This is a genomic window from Priestia sp. FSL W8-0001, from assembly GCF_038050335.1.
Lineage (GTDB): Bacteria > Bacillota > Bacilli > Bacillales > Bacillaceae_H > Priestia > Priestia flexa.
The window spans coordinates 2,311,614-2,327,568 of record NZ_JBBPAL010000001.1 but is presented as its reverse complement, the minus strand read 5'-3'; the positions used below and the strand labels follow the sequence as shown (position 1 = coordinate 2,327,568).

The 15,955-nt window shown below is 37.6% G+C and carries 15 protein-coding genes; 9 read left to right on the top strand and 6 right to left on the bottom strand.

The genetic code is table 11. The features are described from left to right. Nucleotides 1-4: 4 nt before the first annotated feature. The gene (locus MKZ18_RS12340) at nucleotides 5-1,066 is read left to right on the top strand and encodes a copper resistance D family protein (RefSeq protein ID WP_025911244.1); all 1,062 of its coding nucleotides are present in this window, start codon (nucleotides 5-7) and stop codon (nucleotides 1,064-1,066) included. Nucleotides 1,067-1,078: 12 nt separating this feature from the next. On the opposite strand, the gene MKZ18_RS12335 is transcribed toward MKZ18_RS12340, so the two are convergent. Continuing rightward, on the bottom strand, nucleotides 1,079-1,276 hold the full coding sequence (locus tag MKZ18_RS12335; RefSeq protein ID WP_025911246.1) for a spore germination protein: 198 nt from the start codon (nucleotides 1,274-1,276) through the stop codon (nucleotides 1,079-1,081). A gap of 159 nt (nucleotides 1,277-1,435) precedes the next feature. On the opposite strand from MKZ18_RS12335, the gene MKZ18_RS12330 reads away from it, so the two are divergent. Then, nucleotides 1,436-3,169 carry an ABC transporter ATP-binding protein gene (locus MKZ18_RS12330; protein WP_025911248.1) on the top strand — a complete coding sequence of 578 codons (1,734 nt, stop codon included), beginning with the start codon at nucleotides 1,436-1,438 and terminating at the stop codon, nucleotides 3,167-3,169. A 144-nt stretch (nucleotides 3,170-3,313) separates the two neighbouring features. Beyond that, nucleotides 3,314-3,463 (top strand): hypothetical protein, encoded by a 150-nt coding sequence (locus MKZ18_RS12325; RefSeq protein ID WP_153301153.1) that lies wholly within the window; start codon nucleotides 3,314-3,316, stop codon nucleotides 3,461-3,463. A 154-nt stretch (nucleotides 3,464-3,617) separates the two neighbouring features. Here MKZ18_RS12325 and MKZ18_RS12320 read toward each other — a convergent pair whose 3' ends face one another. Further along, complete coding sequence (locus tag MKZ18_RS12320; protein WP_226372918.1) at nucleotides 3,618-3,755, bottom strand: hypothetical protein; 138 nt, start codon at nucleotides 3,753-3,755, stop codon at nucleotides 3,618-3,620. Between the two features lie 358 nt (nucleotides 3,756-4,113). Between MKZ18_RS12320 and MKZ18_RS12315 the strand changes: the two genes are divergently transcribed. Further along, the gene (locus MKZ18_RS12315) at nucleotides 4,114-4,503 is read left to right on the top strand and encodes a FixH family protein (protein ID WP_035320781.1); all 390 of its coding nucleotides are present in this window, start codon (nucleotides 4,114-4,116) and stop codon (nucleotides 4,501-4,503) included. Nucleotides 4,504-4,821: 318 nt separating this feature from the next. Here the strand turns inward: MKZ18_RS12315 and MKZ18_RS12310 are convergent, their stop codons facing one another. The 3 genes from MKZ18_RS12310 to folE2 all read right to left on the bottom strand — a co-directional run bounded on the left by MKZ18_RS12310 (nucleotide 4,822) and on the right by folE2 (nucleotide 8,136). Then, a complete protein-coding gene (locus MKZ18_RS12310; protein ID WP_144594167.1) occupies nucleotides 4,822-6,231 on the bottom strand; it encodes a sensor histidine kinase in 1,410 nt (469 codons plus the stop codon). Further along, nucleotides 6,228-6,908 (bottom strand): response regulator transcription factor, encoded by a 681-nt coding sequence (locus tag MKZ18_RS12305; protein ID WP_174521204.1) that lies wholly within the window; start codon nucleotides 6,906-6,908, stop codon nucleotides 6,228-6,230. The genes MKZ18_RS12310 and MKZ18_RS12305 overlap by 4 nt, the downstream gene beginning before the upstream one ends. Before the next feature lie 316 nt (nucleotides 6,909-7,224). After that, complete coding sequence (gene folE2, locus MKZ18_RS12300) at nucleotides 7,225-8,136, bottom strand: GTP cyclohydrolase FolE2 (RefSeq protein WP_061786637.1); 912 nt, start codon at nucleotides 8,134-8,136, stop codon at nucleotides 7,225-7,227. A 262-nt stretch (nucleotides 8,137-8,398) separates the two neighbouring features. Here folE2 and MKZ18_RS12295 point away from each other — a divergent pair, with 262 nt between their 5' ends. Next, nucleotides 8,399-9,730 (top strand): polysaccharide biosynthesis protein, encoded by a 1,332-nt coding sequence (locus MKZ18_RS12295; RefSeq protein ID WP_061786638.1) that lies wholly within the window; start codon nucleotides 8,399-8,401, stop codon nucleotides 9,728-9,730. 316 nt (nucleotides 9,731-10,046) lie between these two features. Here MKZ18_RS12295 and MKZ18_RS12290 read toward each other — a convergent pair whose 3' ends face one another. Next, entirely contained in the window at nucleotides 10,047-11,831 is a 1,785-nt protein-coding gene (locus tag MKZ18_RS12290; protein ID WP_061785844.1) for a transglycosylase domain-containing protein, read from the bottom strand. A gap of 783 nt (nucleotides 11,832-12,614) precedes the next feature. On the opposite strand from MKZ18_RS12290, the gene MKZ18_RS12285 reads away from it, so the two are divergent. From MKZ18_RS12285 to MKZ18_RS12270, 4 genes are all read left to right on the top strand, one after another. After that, nucleotides 12,615-13,229: an alpha/beta hydrolase gene (locus MKZ18_RS12285; protein WP_061785843.1), complete on the top strand. Its 615-nt coding sequence runs from the start codon at nucleotides 12,615-12,617 to the stop codon at nucleotides 13,227-13,229. Nucleotides 13,230-13,471: 242 nt separating this feature from the next. After that, complete coding sequence (locus MKZ18_RS12280) at nucleotides 13,472-14,206, top strand: polysaccharide deacetylase family protein (RefSeq protein ID WP_061785842.1); 735 nt, start codon at nucleotides 13,472-13,474, stop codon at nucleotides 14,204-14,206. After that, a complete protein-coding gene (locus tag MKZ18_RS12275; RefSeq protein ID WP_025910048.1) occupies nucleotides 14,197-14,793 on the top strand; it encodes a DedA family protein in 597 nt (198 codons plus the stop codon). The genes MKZ18_RS12280 and MKZ18_RS12275 overlap by 10 nt, the downstream gene beginning before the upstream one ends. Beyond that, nucleotides 14,790-15,920, top strand: a complete 1,131-nt coding sequence (locus MKZ18_RS12270) for an MGDG synthase family glycosyltransferase (RefSeq protein ID WP_061785841.1) — start codon at nucleotides 14,790-14,792, stop codon at nucleotides 15,918-15,920. Before MKZ18_RS12275 ends, MKZ18_RS12270 begins: the two co-directional genes overlap by 4 nt. Nucleotides 15,921-15,955: the final 35 nt, after the last annotated feature.

Sequence of the window (15,955 nt, the reverse complement as noted above, 5' to 3'; positions counted from 1 at the left end):
TTCAATGTCAGTAGTTTTACCGCTATTTGAATGGGTTACGTATATTGGTTTAGCGTTCTTACTCGGTACAGCAGTTTTACAGTATATCTCTGAAGAGAACAAGCCTGCTTTAAGTATATCGAGTAAGTGGCTAATTGGCAGTGCTTCTGCAGTAGGGATTTTTTCTATAGGCCCAGTTTTAGAAATTGTGCTTGCATTTTCAAAAATTAGAGGTTTCTCAGATACAATTCAGGCAGTACTATTTGGAAGTAAAACAGGTCATGCATGGTTGATTGTTGTACTTTCCTCGATGTTATTGATTCTTACGATTGTCGTAAAAAGTCATCCTCATATCTATACAATACTAACTATTGGTCTAGTGCTTGGGATCTCTTATGCTGGCCACGCCGCCTCGATTTCGCCGCTTAACGGCATGCTTTCGCATTTTCTTCACGTGCTGTTTGTCGGTCTTTGGAGCGGAGTTGTTTTAACCGTTTCCTTTTTTATACAAAAAGCTGTGAATTGGAAACCTTTTTTAACATGGTTTACTCCCTTTGCAGTAGGGTGTTTTATTCTACTTTCACTAAGCGGAGTAATTGCCATGCTTATTATAGTAGGACTCCCTAACTACATAAATTCATGGTCTACAAACTATGGACAAGGTTTGTTACTTAAACAAATAAGTATTATTTTATTAATCGTTTTTGCAGTAATCAATGGTATTTTGCTTCGTAAAGTGAAACGCTCACATACTTTTCGCCCAACTAGATGGCTAAGAGTTGAAGCGGTGACCTTACTAATTATTTTCTTTGTAACAGGCGTGATGGTTAATCAATCACCGCCTACAAATCTACAGTATGCAGAAGCAAATTCTCTGCTTCCATTTATTTATGGTCAGCCAATCACCTTACCAATTACGTTTCACTTTACAATCGTAGGTGCAATCTTCTCATTTTTGGCAATCTTCTTTCTTGCATATATCTTTGTTATTTTTTATAAAAAAATAAATGCCTGGTTTAGTTTGCTAAGTGGAGCATTGTTTGTATTTTCTTTATACATTGCTATGATTACAAGCATTTCTTTTTAATAAAAAAGGCTTTCAACGTTGTTTGAAAGTCTTTTTTCGTTGCCGTAATTTTTTACCTGATTTGCTATCATTAGCTGGTTCATCACCTGTTGTGGGCGATACGCTATTTTCTTTTGAGTTAGTGAAAGGAGAAATGTAGCATACGTCACCAAAATTAACAATTCCACCGGTGATTTTTCCAATGTAAACGGATTTAATCCAAACGGGCATAATCATCATCCTTTTTTTGAGCACTCTTTATATATTATGACAAGCCATTTTATCATGTATAGACGAGTGTAAAGGGAAAGTAAATATTTCTATATTTGTTTTCATTTCGTGTACAATAGAAATGGAAAACGTAGAATTTAGAAAGATAGAAGGTAAATTATGAACAAATCTAAAGAAGCTAAAACAAACTTTTCATTTAAAAAGCTCTGGAGACTAACCAATCCATCAAAAGGAAAGCTTAGTGTTTCTTTTGTATTTGCATTAGCAAATACAGGGTCTTCTCTTGTTATTCCTTTACTAATTAAAGAGCTGATGGATACAATTAACAGCGGTTTATCAAAACAAATGATTGCAGTTTTAATTGGACTATTTATTATTCAAATGATTACCAGCGCTTTATCTCTATATCTTTTGGCGCAAGTGGGACAAGGCGTGGTTGAGAAGCTGCGCACAACGATTTGGGATAAGCTTGTTAAGCTGCCGGTATCATTTTACGACCGCAATCGCTCTGGCGAAATGGTGAGTAGAATCACAAATGACACAACCATTGTGATGAACTTACTATCAACAGAAATGATAGAGTTTGTCAAAAATATTTTATCAATCAGTATATCAATTGTTATTTTGTTTACGCTAGATATTCCAATGACGCTCATTTTATTAGCGGTTATTCCAGTAATGTTCTTATTGGTTATGCCACTTGCCAGAAAGATTCATAAGATCTCTCGTGAACAGCAGGATAAAATGTCAAAGCTCACGGCGTTTTTAGCTCAAATGCTTAGTGAGATACGCTTAATTAAAGTATCAAGTTCTGAAAGGAAAGAAATTGAAGAGGGGAAAAGCTCATTTCACTCACTTTTTTTATTTGGGATACGCCGTGCAAAGATTGAAGCGATTATAACGCCAATTATTAGTACCGTGATGACAAGCGTTATGATTGCAATTGTAGGATTTGGTGCATACCGCGTTAGTCAGGAGTTTATTAGCGCAGGAGAGCTAGTAGCATTTGTTCTTTATCTCTTTCAAATTATGGTACCTGTTGGTTCACTTACTCGCTTTATTACAAGCTTTCAACAAACGAAAGGTGCATCAGAGCGTATTTTTGCTATCTTGGATGAAGAAGAAGAGTCTTTTCATCATGGAGAACAAGTTAAGCGAATTGGTGATTTAACGTTTCAACGTGTTGCGTTTAAATACGAGGAAAAATTGGTGTTGAAAAATATTTCATTTTCTGCTCGAAAAGGAGAAGTAACGGCGTTAGTTGGTCCAAGCGGTGCAGGGAAATCAACCGTTTTTTCACTGCTTGAGCGCTTCTATGCCCCATCTTCTGGTCAAATCTTATTAGAGGGTAAAGATAGTCAGGTTATTAATCTAAGAGAGTGGCGTCAGTTGTTTAGCTATGTGCAGCAGGACTCGCCAATTTTAGCAGGAACGATTCGTGAAAATTTAACGTATGGGCTAGAGCGTACAATTTCAGACGCTGAAATAATTGAAGCAACAAAGCAGGCAAATGCTCATGAGTTCATTATTAATTTTGACGATGGATACGATACAATGCTTGGTGAAAGAGGAGTAAACTTATCTGGAGGTCAGCGTCAACGAATTGCAATTGCAAGAGCGCTGCTTCGCAATCCTCAATTTTTACTTCTTGATGAAGCGACAGCAAGTCTTGATTCGGAGTCTGAAAAGCTTGTGCAAGAGTCGCTTGAACGAGTTATGAAAGGGCGAACTTCCCTTGTCATTGCACACCGCTTATCAACGGTTATAAGTGCTGATCAAATCGTAGTAATTGAAGATGGAGAAGTGACGGGGAATGGAACACATGAAGAGCTTCTAAGCACGCACACCTTTTATCGCCGCTTGGTTCAACAGCAGTTCCAAACAGAATCTTGATAATGTAAAAAGAGCGTACTAGAGTGGTTCTAGTGCGCTTTTTTAGTGGAAAATCACTATCTTTGTCGAAGGTCTTGTGAGACATCCTAGAACTATGATAAAGTGAACGTTAAAACCATTTACTGAAAAAAAGGGGGCTAGATAATGAAAGTAGGAGATAACGTTTTTTATAACAGTAAATCATATAAGCTTATTCATGTATATCGTAATGGAACATTAGAGCTTTTGTCGACCCAACAACCGGACTTTGGAAAGACCATTATTGTTGATGCTGCTAAAGTTAAAAATAACTGAGAGTGAGAAGTAACATGATTGAATTATAAAACCCCCTTTACCTTCAGCAAGGTGAAAGTAAAGGGGGGTAATCAGTTAAGCTTTTAGCTTTTTTACAAGTTCATCGCCCATCAGTTCTGAAGAGAACGGATCACGGCTTGTAATGATTTGGTCGTTAGCCCAAACAGCATACTCTTGTATGTCCTGCTTCTTCTAGCTTTAATAAAGGAGCAAATAGTTCTTCTGCCCACCATCCAGTCTTATACTCTTTTTCTTCATATCCGCTTGATAATACGGCTAATTTACGTGCCATGAAAAAACCTATGCAGCTATTGCATAGGTAAGGATTGATCTTCTAGATATGTAATAGAAGTATGAAGTTGTTTAGGTATCTGTTGTGTTATAAACAAGATAGGAATGTTCAAGCTCTGTTTGAGTTTATGAAGCACTTCGTAAAATGAATGACTGTACTTATATGCAAGGCTATTTACAACTAGCAGAGAAGACATAAAAACACCTTCTTCTTTAAAACAAATCGAAATCATTATTATTTATAATAATAGACAGCTTATGTTTTGTAAATCATGAAATTTTGCAAAAACTTCATGATTTTCTCACATTTACAGTTTATAGTAAATAATGAGGGGATTATATGGAAGGGAGCGGTCAAATTGAACGCAAAGAAAATTGTATGTCTAGTAAGTATATGTGGTTTTCTAATGGGGTGTGGGGTAGATCAAGAGCAAGAAGCGAGTGCTGAACCTAAAATGCTAGATGTGAAGCTGAATGGTCCATCTGAAGTATCTAAAGATGAAACCGTTATCTTTAAAGCGGTTGTTACATATGGTGATGAGAAAGTTGAAAACGCAGATGACGTACAATTTGAAATTGAGAAAGAAAATGCAGAGGGACAAGGGGAAATGATTGAAGCAAAACATCGCAAGGACGGCATATACGAAGTGGAAACGGATTTTCAAGAGCCTGGAATTTATACAGTTCAATCGCACGTAACGGCAAAAGACTCTCATAATATGCCTAAAATACGTGTGGAAGTAAAATGAAGAGACTGAGACATAAGTAGTTCAGTCCTTACTATACCTGAACGATTGAGAGTTCATAACTTTTAATCGTTCAGGTTTTTTGGTTGATTGTGAAAACAATGTTGGAAACAGGGTGGAATGGAGCGTAGGACACTCGACTCCTGCGGGAAAGAGAGGGAAAACGGAGATCCCGCAGCGCAGCGAGGAAGCTCAGGTTCCTCCCCGCGGAAAGCGAGTGGCCGTAGCGCAATGGAACGAACGTGTTGAGACAAATCAAAGAGATGGGAACAGCTAGTGTTCGTCTTTTAGAAGCAATCATTTTGTTATGTCCCAAACTCTCTATTGGAAAGATTCGTAAGGAAACGTAATTGTAACGGTAGTTCCTTGACCAAGATTACTTTTAAAGTTTAAGGTTCCATCGTGATAATGAATAATTTCCTTAGATATCGCTAATCCAAGGCCCGTACCACCTTTGTCGCGAGTCCGAGCTTTATCCGCTCTGAAAAAACGTTCTCCTAAGCGACTTAAATCTGCTTTTGATATGCCGATTCCCGTATCAGTTACGTTGATGTCAACTTTGTTTTCATCATGGGAAAGTGAGATGTCAATGTGTCCTTCCGCATTCGTGTAACGAATTGCATTATGAATCAGATTATAGAATACCTGTTTTAAACGGAGCTCATTTGCATTCATGATAATATCTTCATCTAAGTTGGCTGAAACTGTTAACCGCTTTTTAGCAATGCTAATGGCTAAAACGTCAAGCGTTTCATTAATAAGCTGTGCCAAAACAAGAGGCGACTTTGTCATGGTGAGCGTTTCGGATTGAAGCTGAGATAAGTCTAAAAGATCATGAACAAGTGCATTCATTCTTGTCGTTTCTCGTTGTATTACGTGCAAATAATCGTTTCGTTCTTGTTGGCTCATAGTTGAATCTTGTAAAAGTTCACTGTAGCCCTTTATATAGCTAAGCGGTGTGCGTAGTTCATGAGCGACGTTTGCAAGAAACTCACGCTTTTGTTCATCACTTTTTTTTAAGGAAGATGCCATGGAGTTAAACGCTTCAGCAAGGTGACCAACTTCGTCATTGCTGGTAGAAGGTATACGTATAGAAAAGTTTCCTTTTGCAATTTCATTTGAAAAAGTTTTCATTCGCTGTAATGGATTCACAATTGCTTTTGTAATCCGATTACCAATTAAATATAGAAAAATAAACGTAATAACTGCGACAATCGCTAAGATGTTTGCTGCTTTTGTAAAAACTTCATTCAATGAAGCTAAAGGGACATATAGGTAAACGATACCTGCTAGCTCATTTGTTTTTTGATCAATTAGCGGTACAATAGCACCAATAAGATTGCGTTCAAATTTTTCTTCGTAGCCTTTTTTAACAATGTATTCGCCTTTTAAGAGTTTTTTTCGTTCTGCTTTTGAAATAATAGGCTTATCTTCTTTAGAAAATGGAGAGTATCCACTCAGCTCTTCGGGATTATTAAAAATTAAAAATTCCGCTTCTGAGACTGTATTATGCCAGTTCACGTTTCCAATTAAAAAATCGGAAATTTTACCTGTGTGATAGTGAGCAGCAATTTGTTGGCCTTCTGCTACAAGTGAGCTTTCTGTTTTGTCTACATAGAGTGATTCGTAAAGAAACTGAATAAATAAAAATGAAAATACGATAGAAAAACATAGAAGGCCGCTTATTAATAAGCGGAGCTTGGTTGTTAGAGAAAGTGAAAGCTTTTTCATACTTCTGCTTTATAACCGATTCCCCATACGGTTTGAATCAAGTCACCTTCCGCTTTTAACTTTAAGCGCAGCGTTTTGATATGAGTATCAACGGTACGCTCACTTCCTAGGTAATCTAGTCCCCAAATTTGACGTAGCAGCTGTTCACGTGTGAAGGCTCGTCCAATGTGGTTGCATAAATAGACGAGTAGTTCATACTCCTTTAACGTCAGCGGTATCGCTTCATCATTTACATATACAGTTCGACCAAGCTTGTTGATTTTAACGTTTCCAAATCGCTGATAGACTTCAACTGAACGTGGAAGTGCAGTTGTACGGCGGAGGACAGCCTCAATACGTGCTATTAGTTCTCCGCTGCTAAACGGCTTAACAATGTAGTCGTCCCCTCCAATCTTTAATCCATGTATACGATCAAATTCATCTCCGCGTGCAGTCAAAAAGATGATTGGAATAGATGGGTGGACGCTTCTTATTCGTTCAGCTAATGTAAACCCATCCATGATTGGCATCATCACGTCGATGAGAATAAGGGAAGGAAGCATATGAGCTAATTCATCTAATGCTTCTTCTCCATTTGAAGCTTCGATGCACATATAGCCTTCTCGCTGAAGAGATAGCTTGATTAAATGTCGCATTTGTTGTTCATCATCGACAATTAATATAGTTGGCTTTTGCATTTTCATCATGCCCTTTCTCAGTATAAAGTTCTTCTTTTAGTATATCGGAAATATGTGAGAAATCAGTGAACTTTTGCAATCGTTTGCTTTATTGTAGCTTGTGAAGAGATTGTAATATAACGAAACAATTCTCTCTCAAAAACAAACCATGCCGTTTCTAAATAGTATAAGTTGTGAGAATACGTCCGTTCGATGGAGCTAGTTTTTTAAATTGTGTTCCGAAGCAGCAAAAAAATATCCGAACTACCAAAAGTATTTAACTTTCTATAGTTCGGACCTAGCATTAACTGAAATATCTATGTCTCACCCTTATTAGTTAGCAGGGCTGTTTGTCAAATGTAATCGTTGCAACAGCATCGTGTAAGTGAATAGACTCTTCATTACGACATGATACAGTAAAGGCTTCTACAAATGGATACTCGTATAAGTCAGCAGCTACTAAGCGGACCATATCTTCAACAAATCGTGGATTTTCATATGCTTGTTCAGTGACCATTTTTTCATCTGGACGTTTAAGAATCGGGTGGATTTTAGCACTTGCGTTTGATTCGATGGCCTCTAATAAAGCATGTTTCCAGTCAATAGCATCATTGATTGAATCAGCTAACCGAACATCTACCGATACGTAGCCACGCTGGTTATGAGCGCTATATTCACTGATTTCTTTTGAACAAGGACAGAGTGTTTTTACAACAGCTGTTAATCCAACTTCAAACGTCACACCAGCTTCTTTTGTGTAAGAAACTTTCAAACGAGCTTCAGAATGGTTAAGACCTGATAATCCTGAAGAAGGTGCTACTTGGTCATAAAACCATGGAAATGAAATCTCTACTTTAGCATCAGGGATACGTAGGCGATCAGAGAGTTCCGTTACAAATGAAGTAAGGGCAGCAAACGTTAAATTCAACTCACTGCGCTTGCGATACTCTTCTAAAAGTTCCGTAAAGCGACTCATGTTTGTGCCTTTTGAATCCTTCGGAATAGAAGAAGTGAGAGTGAAAGTAGCGATTGTAGGCGTAGCTCCACCTGGGGCATATATGTTTACAGGTATTTTAACGTTGGAAACACCAACCGCTTGAATATCAAATAAAAAATCTTTCTTTTTATTTTGTAAATCAGCCATTTCTTCTTTTTTAGTGGGCTTTGTTTTTGGGCCAGGATCTACTGAACCGAATAGTTTATGGCGTTCTTGCTTTGAAGGTAAGTTTATTGTTGTCATCGTTGTCATGGCTCTTTCTCCTTTCACCTAAGAGAAGGTGGTCGCTAAAAATATGAATCTGGAAAAATTTTAACCTACTTTGTTCTTTTCTTGCAATGATTAATTTAGGAAAATGGAGTGCTCTGTGCCAAACAGGCATAAAGTTGCTCTATTTCTCATAAGGTGAACATAACATGAAAGTAGGACAAAGTATAGAAGGGTTATCTAAAGAAATTGATAATTAGATTGTTGTCATACATGTAGGTAGGACAAGAATTGAGGAGATTAGTAGATGAATACTTTTCTAAAAGGAACATTTATCTTAGCAGGAGCTGCTTTTGCAGGGGAGCTCATTGAATTTTTAGTGAATATGGTATTAGCACGAGAGCTTGGCAAAGAGGGAATGGGGATGTATATGACGGTTCTCCCTATTATTTTTCTCGTTGCCACAGTAGCAAATTTAGAGCTGCCGATTTCTATTTCAAAGTTTATTGCAGAACATAATCGACATGAGCATCGCAATATGATGAAGCATGCCACCACGTTTGCAACGGTATTAAGCCTCGTTATTTTTTTCGTCACGTTTGGTGTTGTTTCTTTTTTTCCTTTCTTTACACATTACCATCCCTACTTAAAGTGGGCCGTATTAATCTTTATTCCAATTGTCTCTTTCTCGGCCGTATTGAGGGGATATTTTACCGGAAAAAACAGTATGTCAACCATTGCGGTTTCAAACTTTATCCGAAAAGCCTTTCAATTAACAATCTTATTTGTTATTTTTCAAATGTTTCAGTTTACAGATGTGAAAACTTCTCTGTTCATTGCTATCTGTACCCTAATTGGAACAGAAGCTGTTATCTTACTTTATTTTTTTATCACGTATGTGACTCAATTGAACGTCATTACAAGAGGGCATAGAGCACAATTAACCCCTCAAGATGTTCGAAAGAAGCTACTGAGCGTTTCGTTGCCAACAACTGGTTTGCGCTTGTTTAATGCGATTTGTAATGCTATCCAGCCATTTTTGATTAAGCATGCTCTTATTTTGTCAGGGATGACGCTTAGCGGTGCAACGCAGCACTTTGGGATGCTCACAGGAGTAGCGATGAGCATTGGGTTTTTTCCAGCATTTTTTGCTCATTCTCTTTTAGTAGCTCTTATTCCTGCGGTATCTGAAGCACACGCAAAGGATCAAGAAAAGCAATTGCAAAAGCTTCTTCTTCAAAGTATGCAGCTTACGTTTATTTACGGTATTCCATCTGTTTTGGCTATGTATATTTTTGCGGAGCCATTAACGAGCTTATTCTTTCATTCCACAGAAGCTGTTTTTTATCTGCAGGCACTGTGGCCATATTTTCTGTTTCATTTCTTTGCCATTCCGCTTCAAGCCTACTTAATTGGGTTAGGGTACGTGAAAGATGCGCTATTTCATACGATTTGGTCTCACGTTGTTTCCTTTTCACTTATGTTTGTACTCGGTTCGCAGCCAACGATTGGTATGACAGGAGTTATTATCGGTATGAATGCTGGTATCGTTGTATTGACGCTTTTACACTACGTCACAATCTGTCGAGTCATTAACGTTTCGTTTTTTTCGCTTAAAAAACATAAAACAATTTTATAAAAAATGAGGGTGGGACATAACAAAACAAATTTTCAAAAAAGACGAACAATCCCTTTTCTCACCTCTTTACGTTGTCAGAACACGTTCGTTCCATTGCGCTACGGCCACTCGCTTTCCGCGGGGAGGAACCTGAGCTTGCGGGATCTCAGTTTTCCTTCTGTTTCCCGCAAGAGTCGAGTATCCTACGATCCATTCCACCCTGTTTCCAACATTGTTTGCACAATCAACAAAAAACCTGAACGATTGAAAGTGAGGAGCTCTCAACCGTTCAGGTTTAACATTGGCTGAATTACTGATGTCCCAGCCTCTTTTAGATTTACCAACTATCCATAATAGATTTAAATAATTTAGCAGGGTCTTCGCCACCACCGCTTGTTAATTTCTTTCTTTTCTCATCAGTTTTCTGTTTTTCAAACCCTGTATGAATAGAGATGACAGCTTCGTCCGTATAGCCAACAAACCAAGCGTCTCCATAATCTTGGGTTGTACCAGTTTTACCAGCGGCATCCTTAGAAGAACGAGCGTTAGCTCCTGTACCATAGCTTTTTTCAATAACATCTTCAAGCATGGACGTCATTGTATCCGCGTTTTGTGGACTCATGACTTCTTCTGTTTCAATCTCTGGTTCTTGTTCTTCGCCACCGCGCATTTGAATCTTTTTAATCGCATAAGGCTTCGTCATTTTCCCTTCGTTTGCAAAGACTGAGTAGCCTTGCGCTAATTGAAGAGGAGAGAAAGTCGTTGTGGTTCCTCCTAAAGCTAGCGATAAGTTTCGATCTTTATCAGTTAAAGGAAGTCCAGCTTTTTCCATAAAGCCGAACGAATCTCTAAAGCCAATGTCGTTTAAAAGCGATACGGCTGTTGTATTGACTGAACGAGCAATGGCTTCTCGCATCGGTATTTCTCCAAGATAGCGACCGCTTGCGTTTTGAGGCTTATAGCCATTAAAGTCTACCGGCTCATCCACAAGAGTAGTTGTTGGGCTGTAGTCGCCAGTTTCAAGCGCAGGTCCATAAACAGCAAGTGGCTTAATAGCTGATCCAGGCTGGTAACCGATTGTAGCTCGGTTTAGTCCGTTTGTTTGATAATTTCGCCCACCGTAAATAGCTGATATACCGCCTGTTTTTGGATTGATAGCGGCGATTCCAACTTCTACTTTGTGTGATGCCGTATCGTCTGCAAACACGTGATTAGTTACGGAGCGATTAATGGATTCCTGTAGAAGTGGGTCGAAATCAGTATAAATTTCGTAGCCGCCTTTGTATAAATCTTCTGCCGTAACACCATACGTTTTCTCAGCTTCACGAACAACATAGTCTACGAAAGCTTGATGACTATTTCGTTGCTTAAACGTTACGTCAGGCTTGACAATTCGTTCATTGATAGCTTGATTATACTCATCTTGCGTAATGACTTCTTGGTCTAGCATAAGCTGGAGAACGACGTTTCGACGCTTGGTTGCTTCTTCTGTGCTACTAGCAGGTGAGTATGTGCTTGGCGCTTTTGGAAGTCCAGCTAGCAGTGCCGCTTCACCAACACTTAATTGGGATACGTCTTTGTTAAAGTAAAGCTGAGATGCGGCTCCAATACCATATACGCCGCTACCAAAATATATTTGATTCATATATAGTTCTAAAATTTGATCTTTTGAAAACTGCTTTTCAAGTCCGATTGATAAAAACATTTCGTCAAACTTGCGCTTAAACGTTTTATCGTTAGATAGATATAAGTTTCGTGCAAGTTGTTGGGTGATAGTACTTGCACCCTCAGCTTTGCTCATCGTGATGACATTTTTAAACACAGCACGCGCAATTCCCTGCATGTCAATTCCAAAATGGTCATAAAAGCGACGGTCTTCTGTTGCAACAAATGCCATTTTGACATGATCAGGCACTTCGTCAATGGACACATTTTGTCTTGGAACCGTCTTATATAATTCATCAAGTGGTCGATTATTTTTGTCGTAAATGACAGTGCTTTGTACAGCCTGCAGCTTGCTGTATGATAAGCTAGCTGTTTGTTCAAATTGCTTTAACACATAAGTGACACCAAGAAGGATCACTAGAATAACGGTTAAAACAGCGAGAATAAATTTTCTCATGGTTTCTCACTCCACACTAATTAATAATTCCGTGTTCAATAAGATAGAGCTTTAACTTCTATCCTTATGGTAAGTTAGCACATAGAGTGTAAGCATGAAGAGAAAGGGTTTTTGATAACCTTAATCATGGCATGTCCTTTATGTAGCTTATTGACAACGGTGGTTGTTTGTTTCACTAGAGATGGTTTAACTAGTTACTCTTTTTAATTGTTAAGGTTGGTTTACACTTGTACGCATACTTATTGAAGAGGTTGCCTATACTTATCGGCATAATCTTATTCAATAGTACAGTCTTCTACAACAAAAGAAGTTAAATTTTTCTTGTTTACAACAAACTTAAACAAGACGGATACATCTTGCATTTAGTGTACCCATAAATTTCGGTTTGTCAAATAAAGCAATATCTAACACGCTAGGTAATGCTTCTTCATGCGTTATTTTAAATAGTAAAAGTAATTGTTCAACACTAGGTCATTTACTACTATCGGTACAATATAGAAAATATTAACAAGAGAAAGGGGGTTTATTACAAAAAGCTGTGAAATGTTGAGCAACAGTAAAATTAAAAGATAAGAGAAAACCTTGTAATGAATAATTAGTCATGCGATGTATGGACTATTCAATGCGTAATTGATAAGAATTTGCCGTTTTAAGTGCTTGTTAGTATGTTCAATTTATTTAAGGTTATGTATTGAGCAACACCTTTACATTTATAAGAAGAGTTCGTATAATAATAAATATCTTTAATTCGAGATATTTATATGCAGAGGAGTGAAGAGAGAGATGAAACATATCTTTAAACAAGGAATAAATAGTAAAAAGCCAGTTTTGCTAATGCTTCACGGAACGGGTGGAACAGAAGAGGATTTGTTGCCAATTGCAGAAATGATTGACCCTGAAGCGTCTGTGTTATCGGTTAGAGGGAGCGTATTAGAACAAGGGATGCCGAGATTTTTTAAGCGTTTAAGAGAGGGTGTTTTTGATATAGAAGATTTAGCAGTTCGAACAAAAGAGCTAAATAATTTCTTAGACGAAGCAGCTGAAGAATATGCCTTTGATAGGAAGAATATTATAGCAATCGGTTATTCAAACGGTGCTAATATTGCGGGGAGCTTACTGTTTCACTATGAACAGTCATTAAAAGGTGCAGTGCTTTTCCACCCGATGGTACCAAGAAGAGATATTAAAGTACCTAATGCACAAGGTATTCCGATTTTTATTGGTGCAGGAGTAAACGACCCAATTTGTCCAGCGGACGAAACGAAAGAATTAACAACACTTCTTCAAGGTGCAGGAGCTACTGTCGACGTTCACTGGGAGTCTTTTGGTCATCAGCTTACGCGAACAGAAGTAGAAGCGGCAAAAGCATGGTATAGACGCACTTATGAAAGTAAATAAAAAGAAGCTGAGACGTAACTATTTCAGTTAATGATAAATCCGAACTAGTAAGAGTTAGCTCTTTTATGGTTCGGATTTTTTGTTGATTCGTCTTTAAGAAGAGCTCATTTAGTTATATCCCATCCTTTTTTTTGAGTTGCACAGTACTATCAAGCTTGTTAGGATGAAAATGTTAAAAAAATGAAACAAAAGACTTAGAAAAACGTTATAATGAAAGAATATTAAGGATGAGGTAATTTGGAATGATTGTAATAAAATGGTTTTTGGTTGTTTCATTAGTAATTGGATTTTGTTGGCTTTTGTATGCAGTATTCCCAACCTATTTATACCGGTGGTTTCACCCAAACGTATATATAAATGTAAAGAGAGCTCAATCATTTGCTTTAACATTTGATGATGGGCCTCACAGAGAATATACGGTTCAGATTTTAAATTTGCTAAAAGAACATGAAATGAAAGCAACTTTTTTTGTAGTAGGGTCAATTGCAGAAGAACAACCCGATCTACTTAAACGAATGGTCATGGAAGGGCATGAAATTGGTATCCATCATTATAATCATGTAAGTGCCTGGTTTTTAACACCAGGTCGATTAAAGAAAGAAATTCAAATGTGTAAAGATGTTATTATAGAAGCAGCTGGAGTAGAGCCCATATTTTATCGTCCGCCATGGGGGCACTTGAATTTATTTAGCATTTGGTGTGCAAGACCTTACCGTACAATTATTTGGTCTAATATATTTGGAGATTGGTCGCTTAAGAAAACAAAAAGAGCATTAGAAGCTGAGATGAAGAGTAAATTAAAACGTGGCGCAGTCTATGTGTTGCATGATAATGGAGAAACAAAAGGAGCAGATGAAAAAGCACCAGAGCATACAATTGGTGCTTTGAGAGAATTCATTCCATATGCCAAGCAGCACAAGATGAATAGTAAGACGCTCTCTGAATTACAAAAGGAAGGAACAAGCACGTGGAATTAACAATGGTGTCGCATTATATTAATGCATTTGGTTATACCACAATATTTTTAATTTTATTTTGCGGGATTGTTGGTATTCCAGCTCCTGAAGAGTCATTCTTAATTATTCTTGGAATGTTTATTGCAAAAGGCCAGCTGTTGTTGTATTCATCAACAATCTATGCCTGCCTAGGTGTTATCGTTGGTATGCTGGTAGCTTATGCGCTGGGTAGATATGCAGGAGTCCCATTCTTTAGTAAGTATGGAAAGTATGTTGGACTAACTGAACCAAAATTAAAAGCTGCTCGTGAGAAGTTTCATAAGCATGGAAAGTGGACAATTTTATTTGGCTTATTTGTTCCTGGTCTTCGGCAAATTAGCCCGTACCTTGCAGGAATTAGTCATTATCCTTTTTTATTATATGTTTGTTTTTCCGTAATAGGTGGAATTGTATGGGTACTATCTTTTTTATTACTAGGCTATTTTGTTGGAGATCAAGTTCATATTTCAATTATTGTCGGGGGAGCCATTTTATTTTTTGTTGTTTACGTTATACTACAGCTGCGAAAAAAGCGAAGCACCCGCTTTAAAGGGAGTGATCATTCATGAAAAAGATTTTATTTTTGCCCTTGTTTAAGATGGCATCTGGACATCATCAGGTAGCGGATGCTGTAATGGAAATAATCGTGGCAAATTATAAGCAAATTTCTGTGAAAAAGATTGATTGCCTAAGTTACTGGAGCAAACCTCTTGAACAGTTAATTTCATCTTTATATATGAAATGGATTTCTATGTTTCCAAAGCAGTTTGAGAAATTTTATCACGAACACGTCTATAAAGTGGAGAATCATACATGTGATGATTTTGTTGTTAAGAGCTGGCCGATTATTGAATACAATATGAAGCGGTTAGTTGAGTCTGAGAAGCCAGACGTTATTGTTTGCACTCACAGCTTTCCTTCGCGTGTCATTAGCGGATTGAAAGAAAAAGGAATCATTGATACACCCCTTGTTAATATCTATACTGACTTTTTAGTAAGCGATGTGTGGGGGAAAAATGGTGTAGATATTCATTGTGTACCTGATAAGGAAACAAAAAACTTTTTACAAAGTATTCACGATGTGCCTGCTCGTAACATTTATGTGACTGGAATTCCAGTTCATGCTGCTTTTACGAATAAACGAATAGACTTAAAATCTGAAAAGATGATTCTAATAGCTGGAGGGAATGCGGGGCTTGGTAATGTAAAACAAATGCTTAGCTCTGTTCCCTACGATAGTATTTATCAATATGTGGTACTATGCGGAAACAACAAAAAGCTATTTCAAGAGCTCGTAAAGTTAAATCATCCAAGCATTACACCCCTTCCGTATATTGCTTGCAGAAAAAGAATGAATTGCTTATATGAACAAGCTAGTGCAGTTGTGACAAAAGCGGGTGGTGTTACCATTAGTGAAGCTTTACGTAAACGCCTACCGATTTTTATTCATTCTTCACTTCCAGGACAAGAACAAGTTAATATTCAAACGTTAAAAAGAAAGGGTTTATTGATGCCTCTTAACAAAGCACAGCTGCTTGAAGATCAGTTGGTGGAAGTGCTTGAAAATGATGTGCAGCGCAACCGGCTACTACGAAGAATGGATGAATACATTGAAAGCATTGAGTACTCGGTTTCTGACGTATTGGCGAACCAGTTTCATCTATATGAATACGAAACAACAAAGAGTCGGTTATAAAGCAGAAAAATATTGAAAAAAGAAAATGTTCGTTA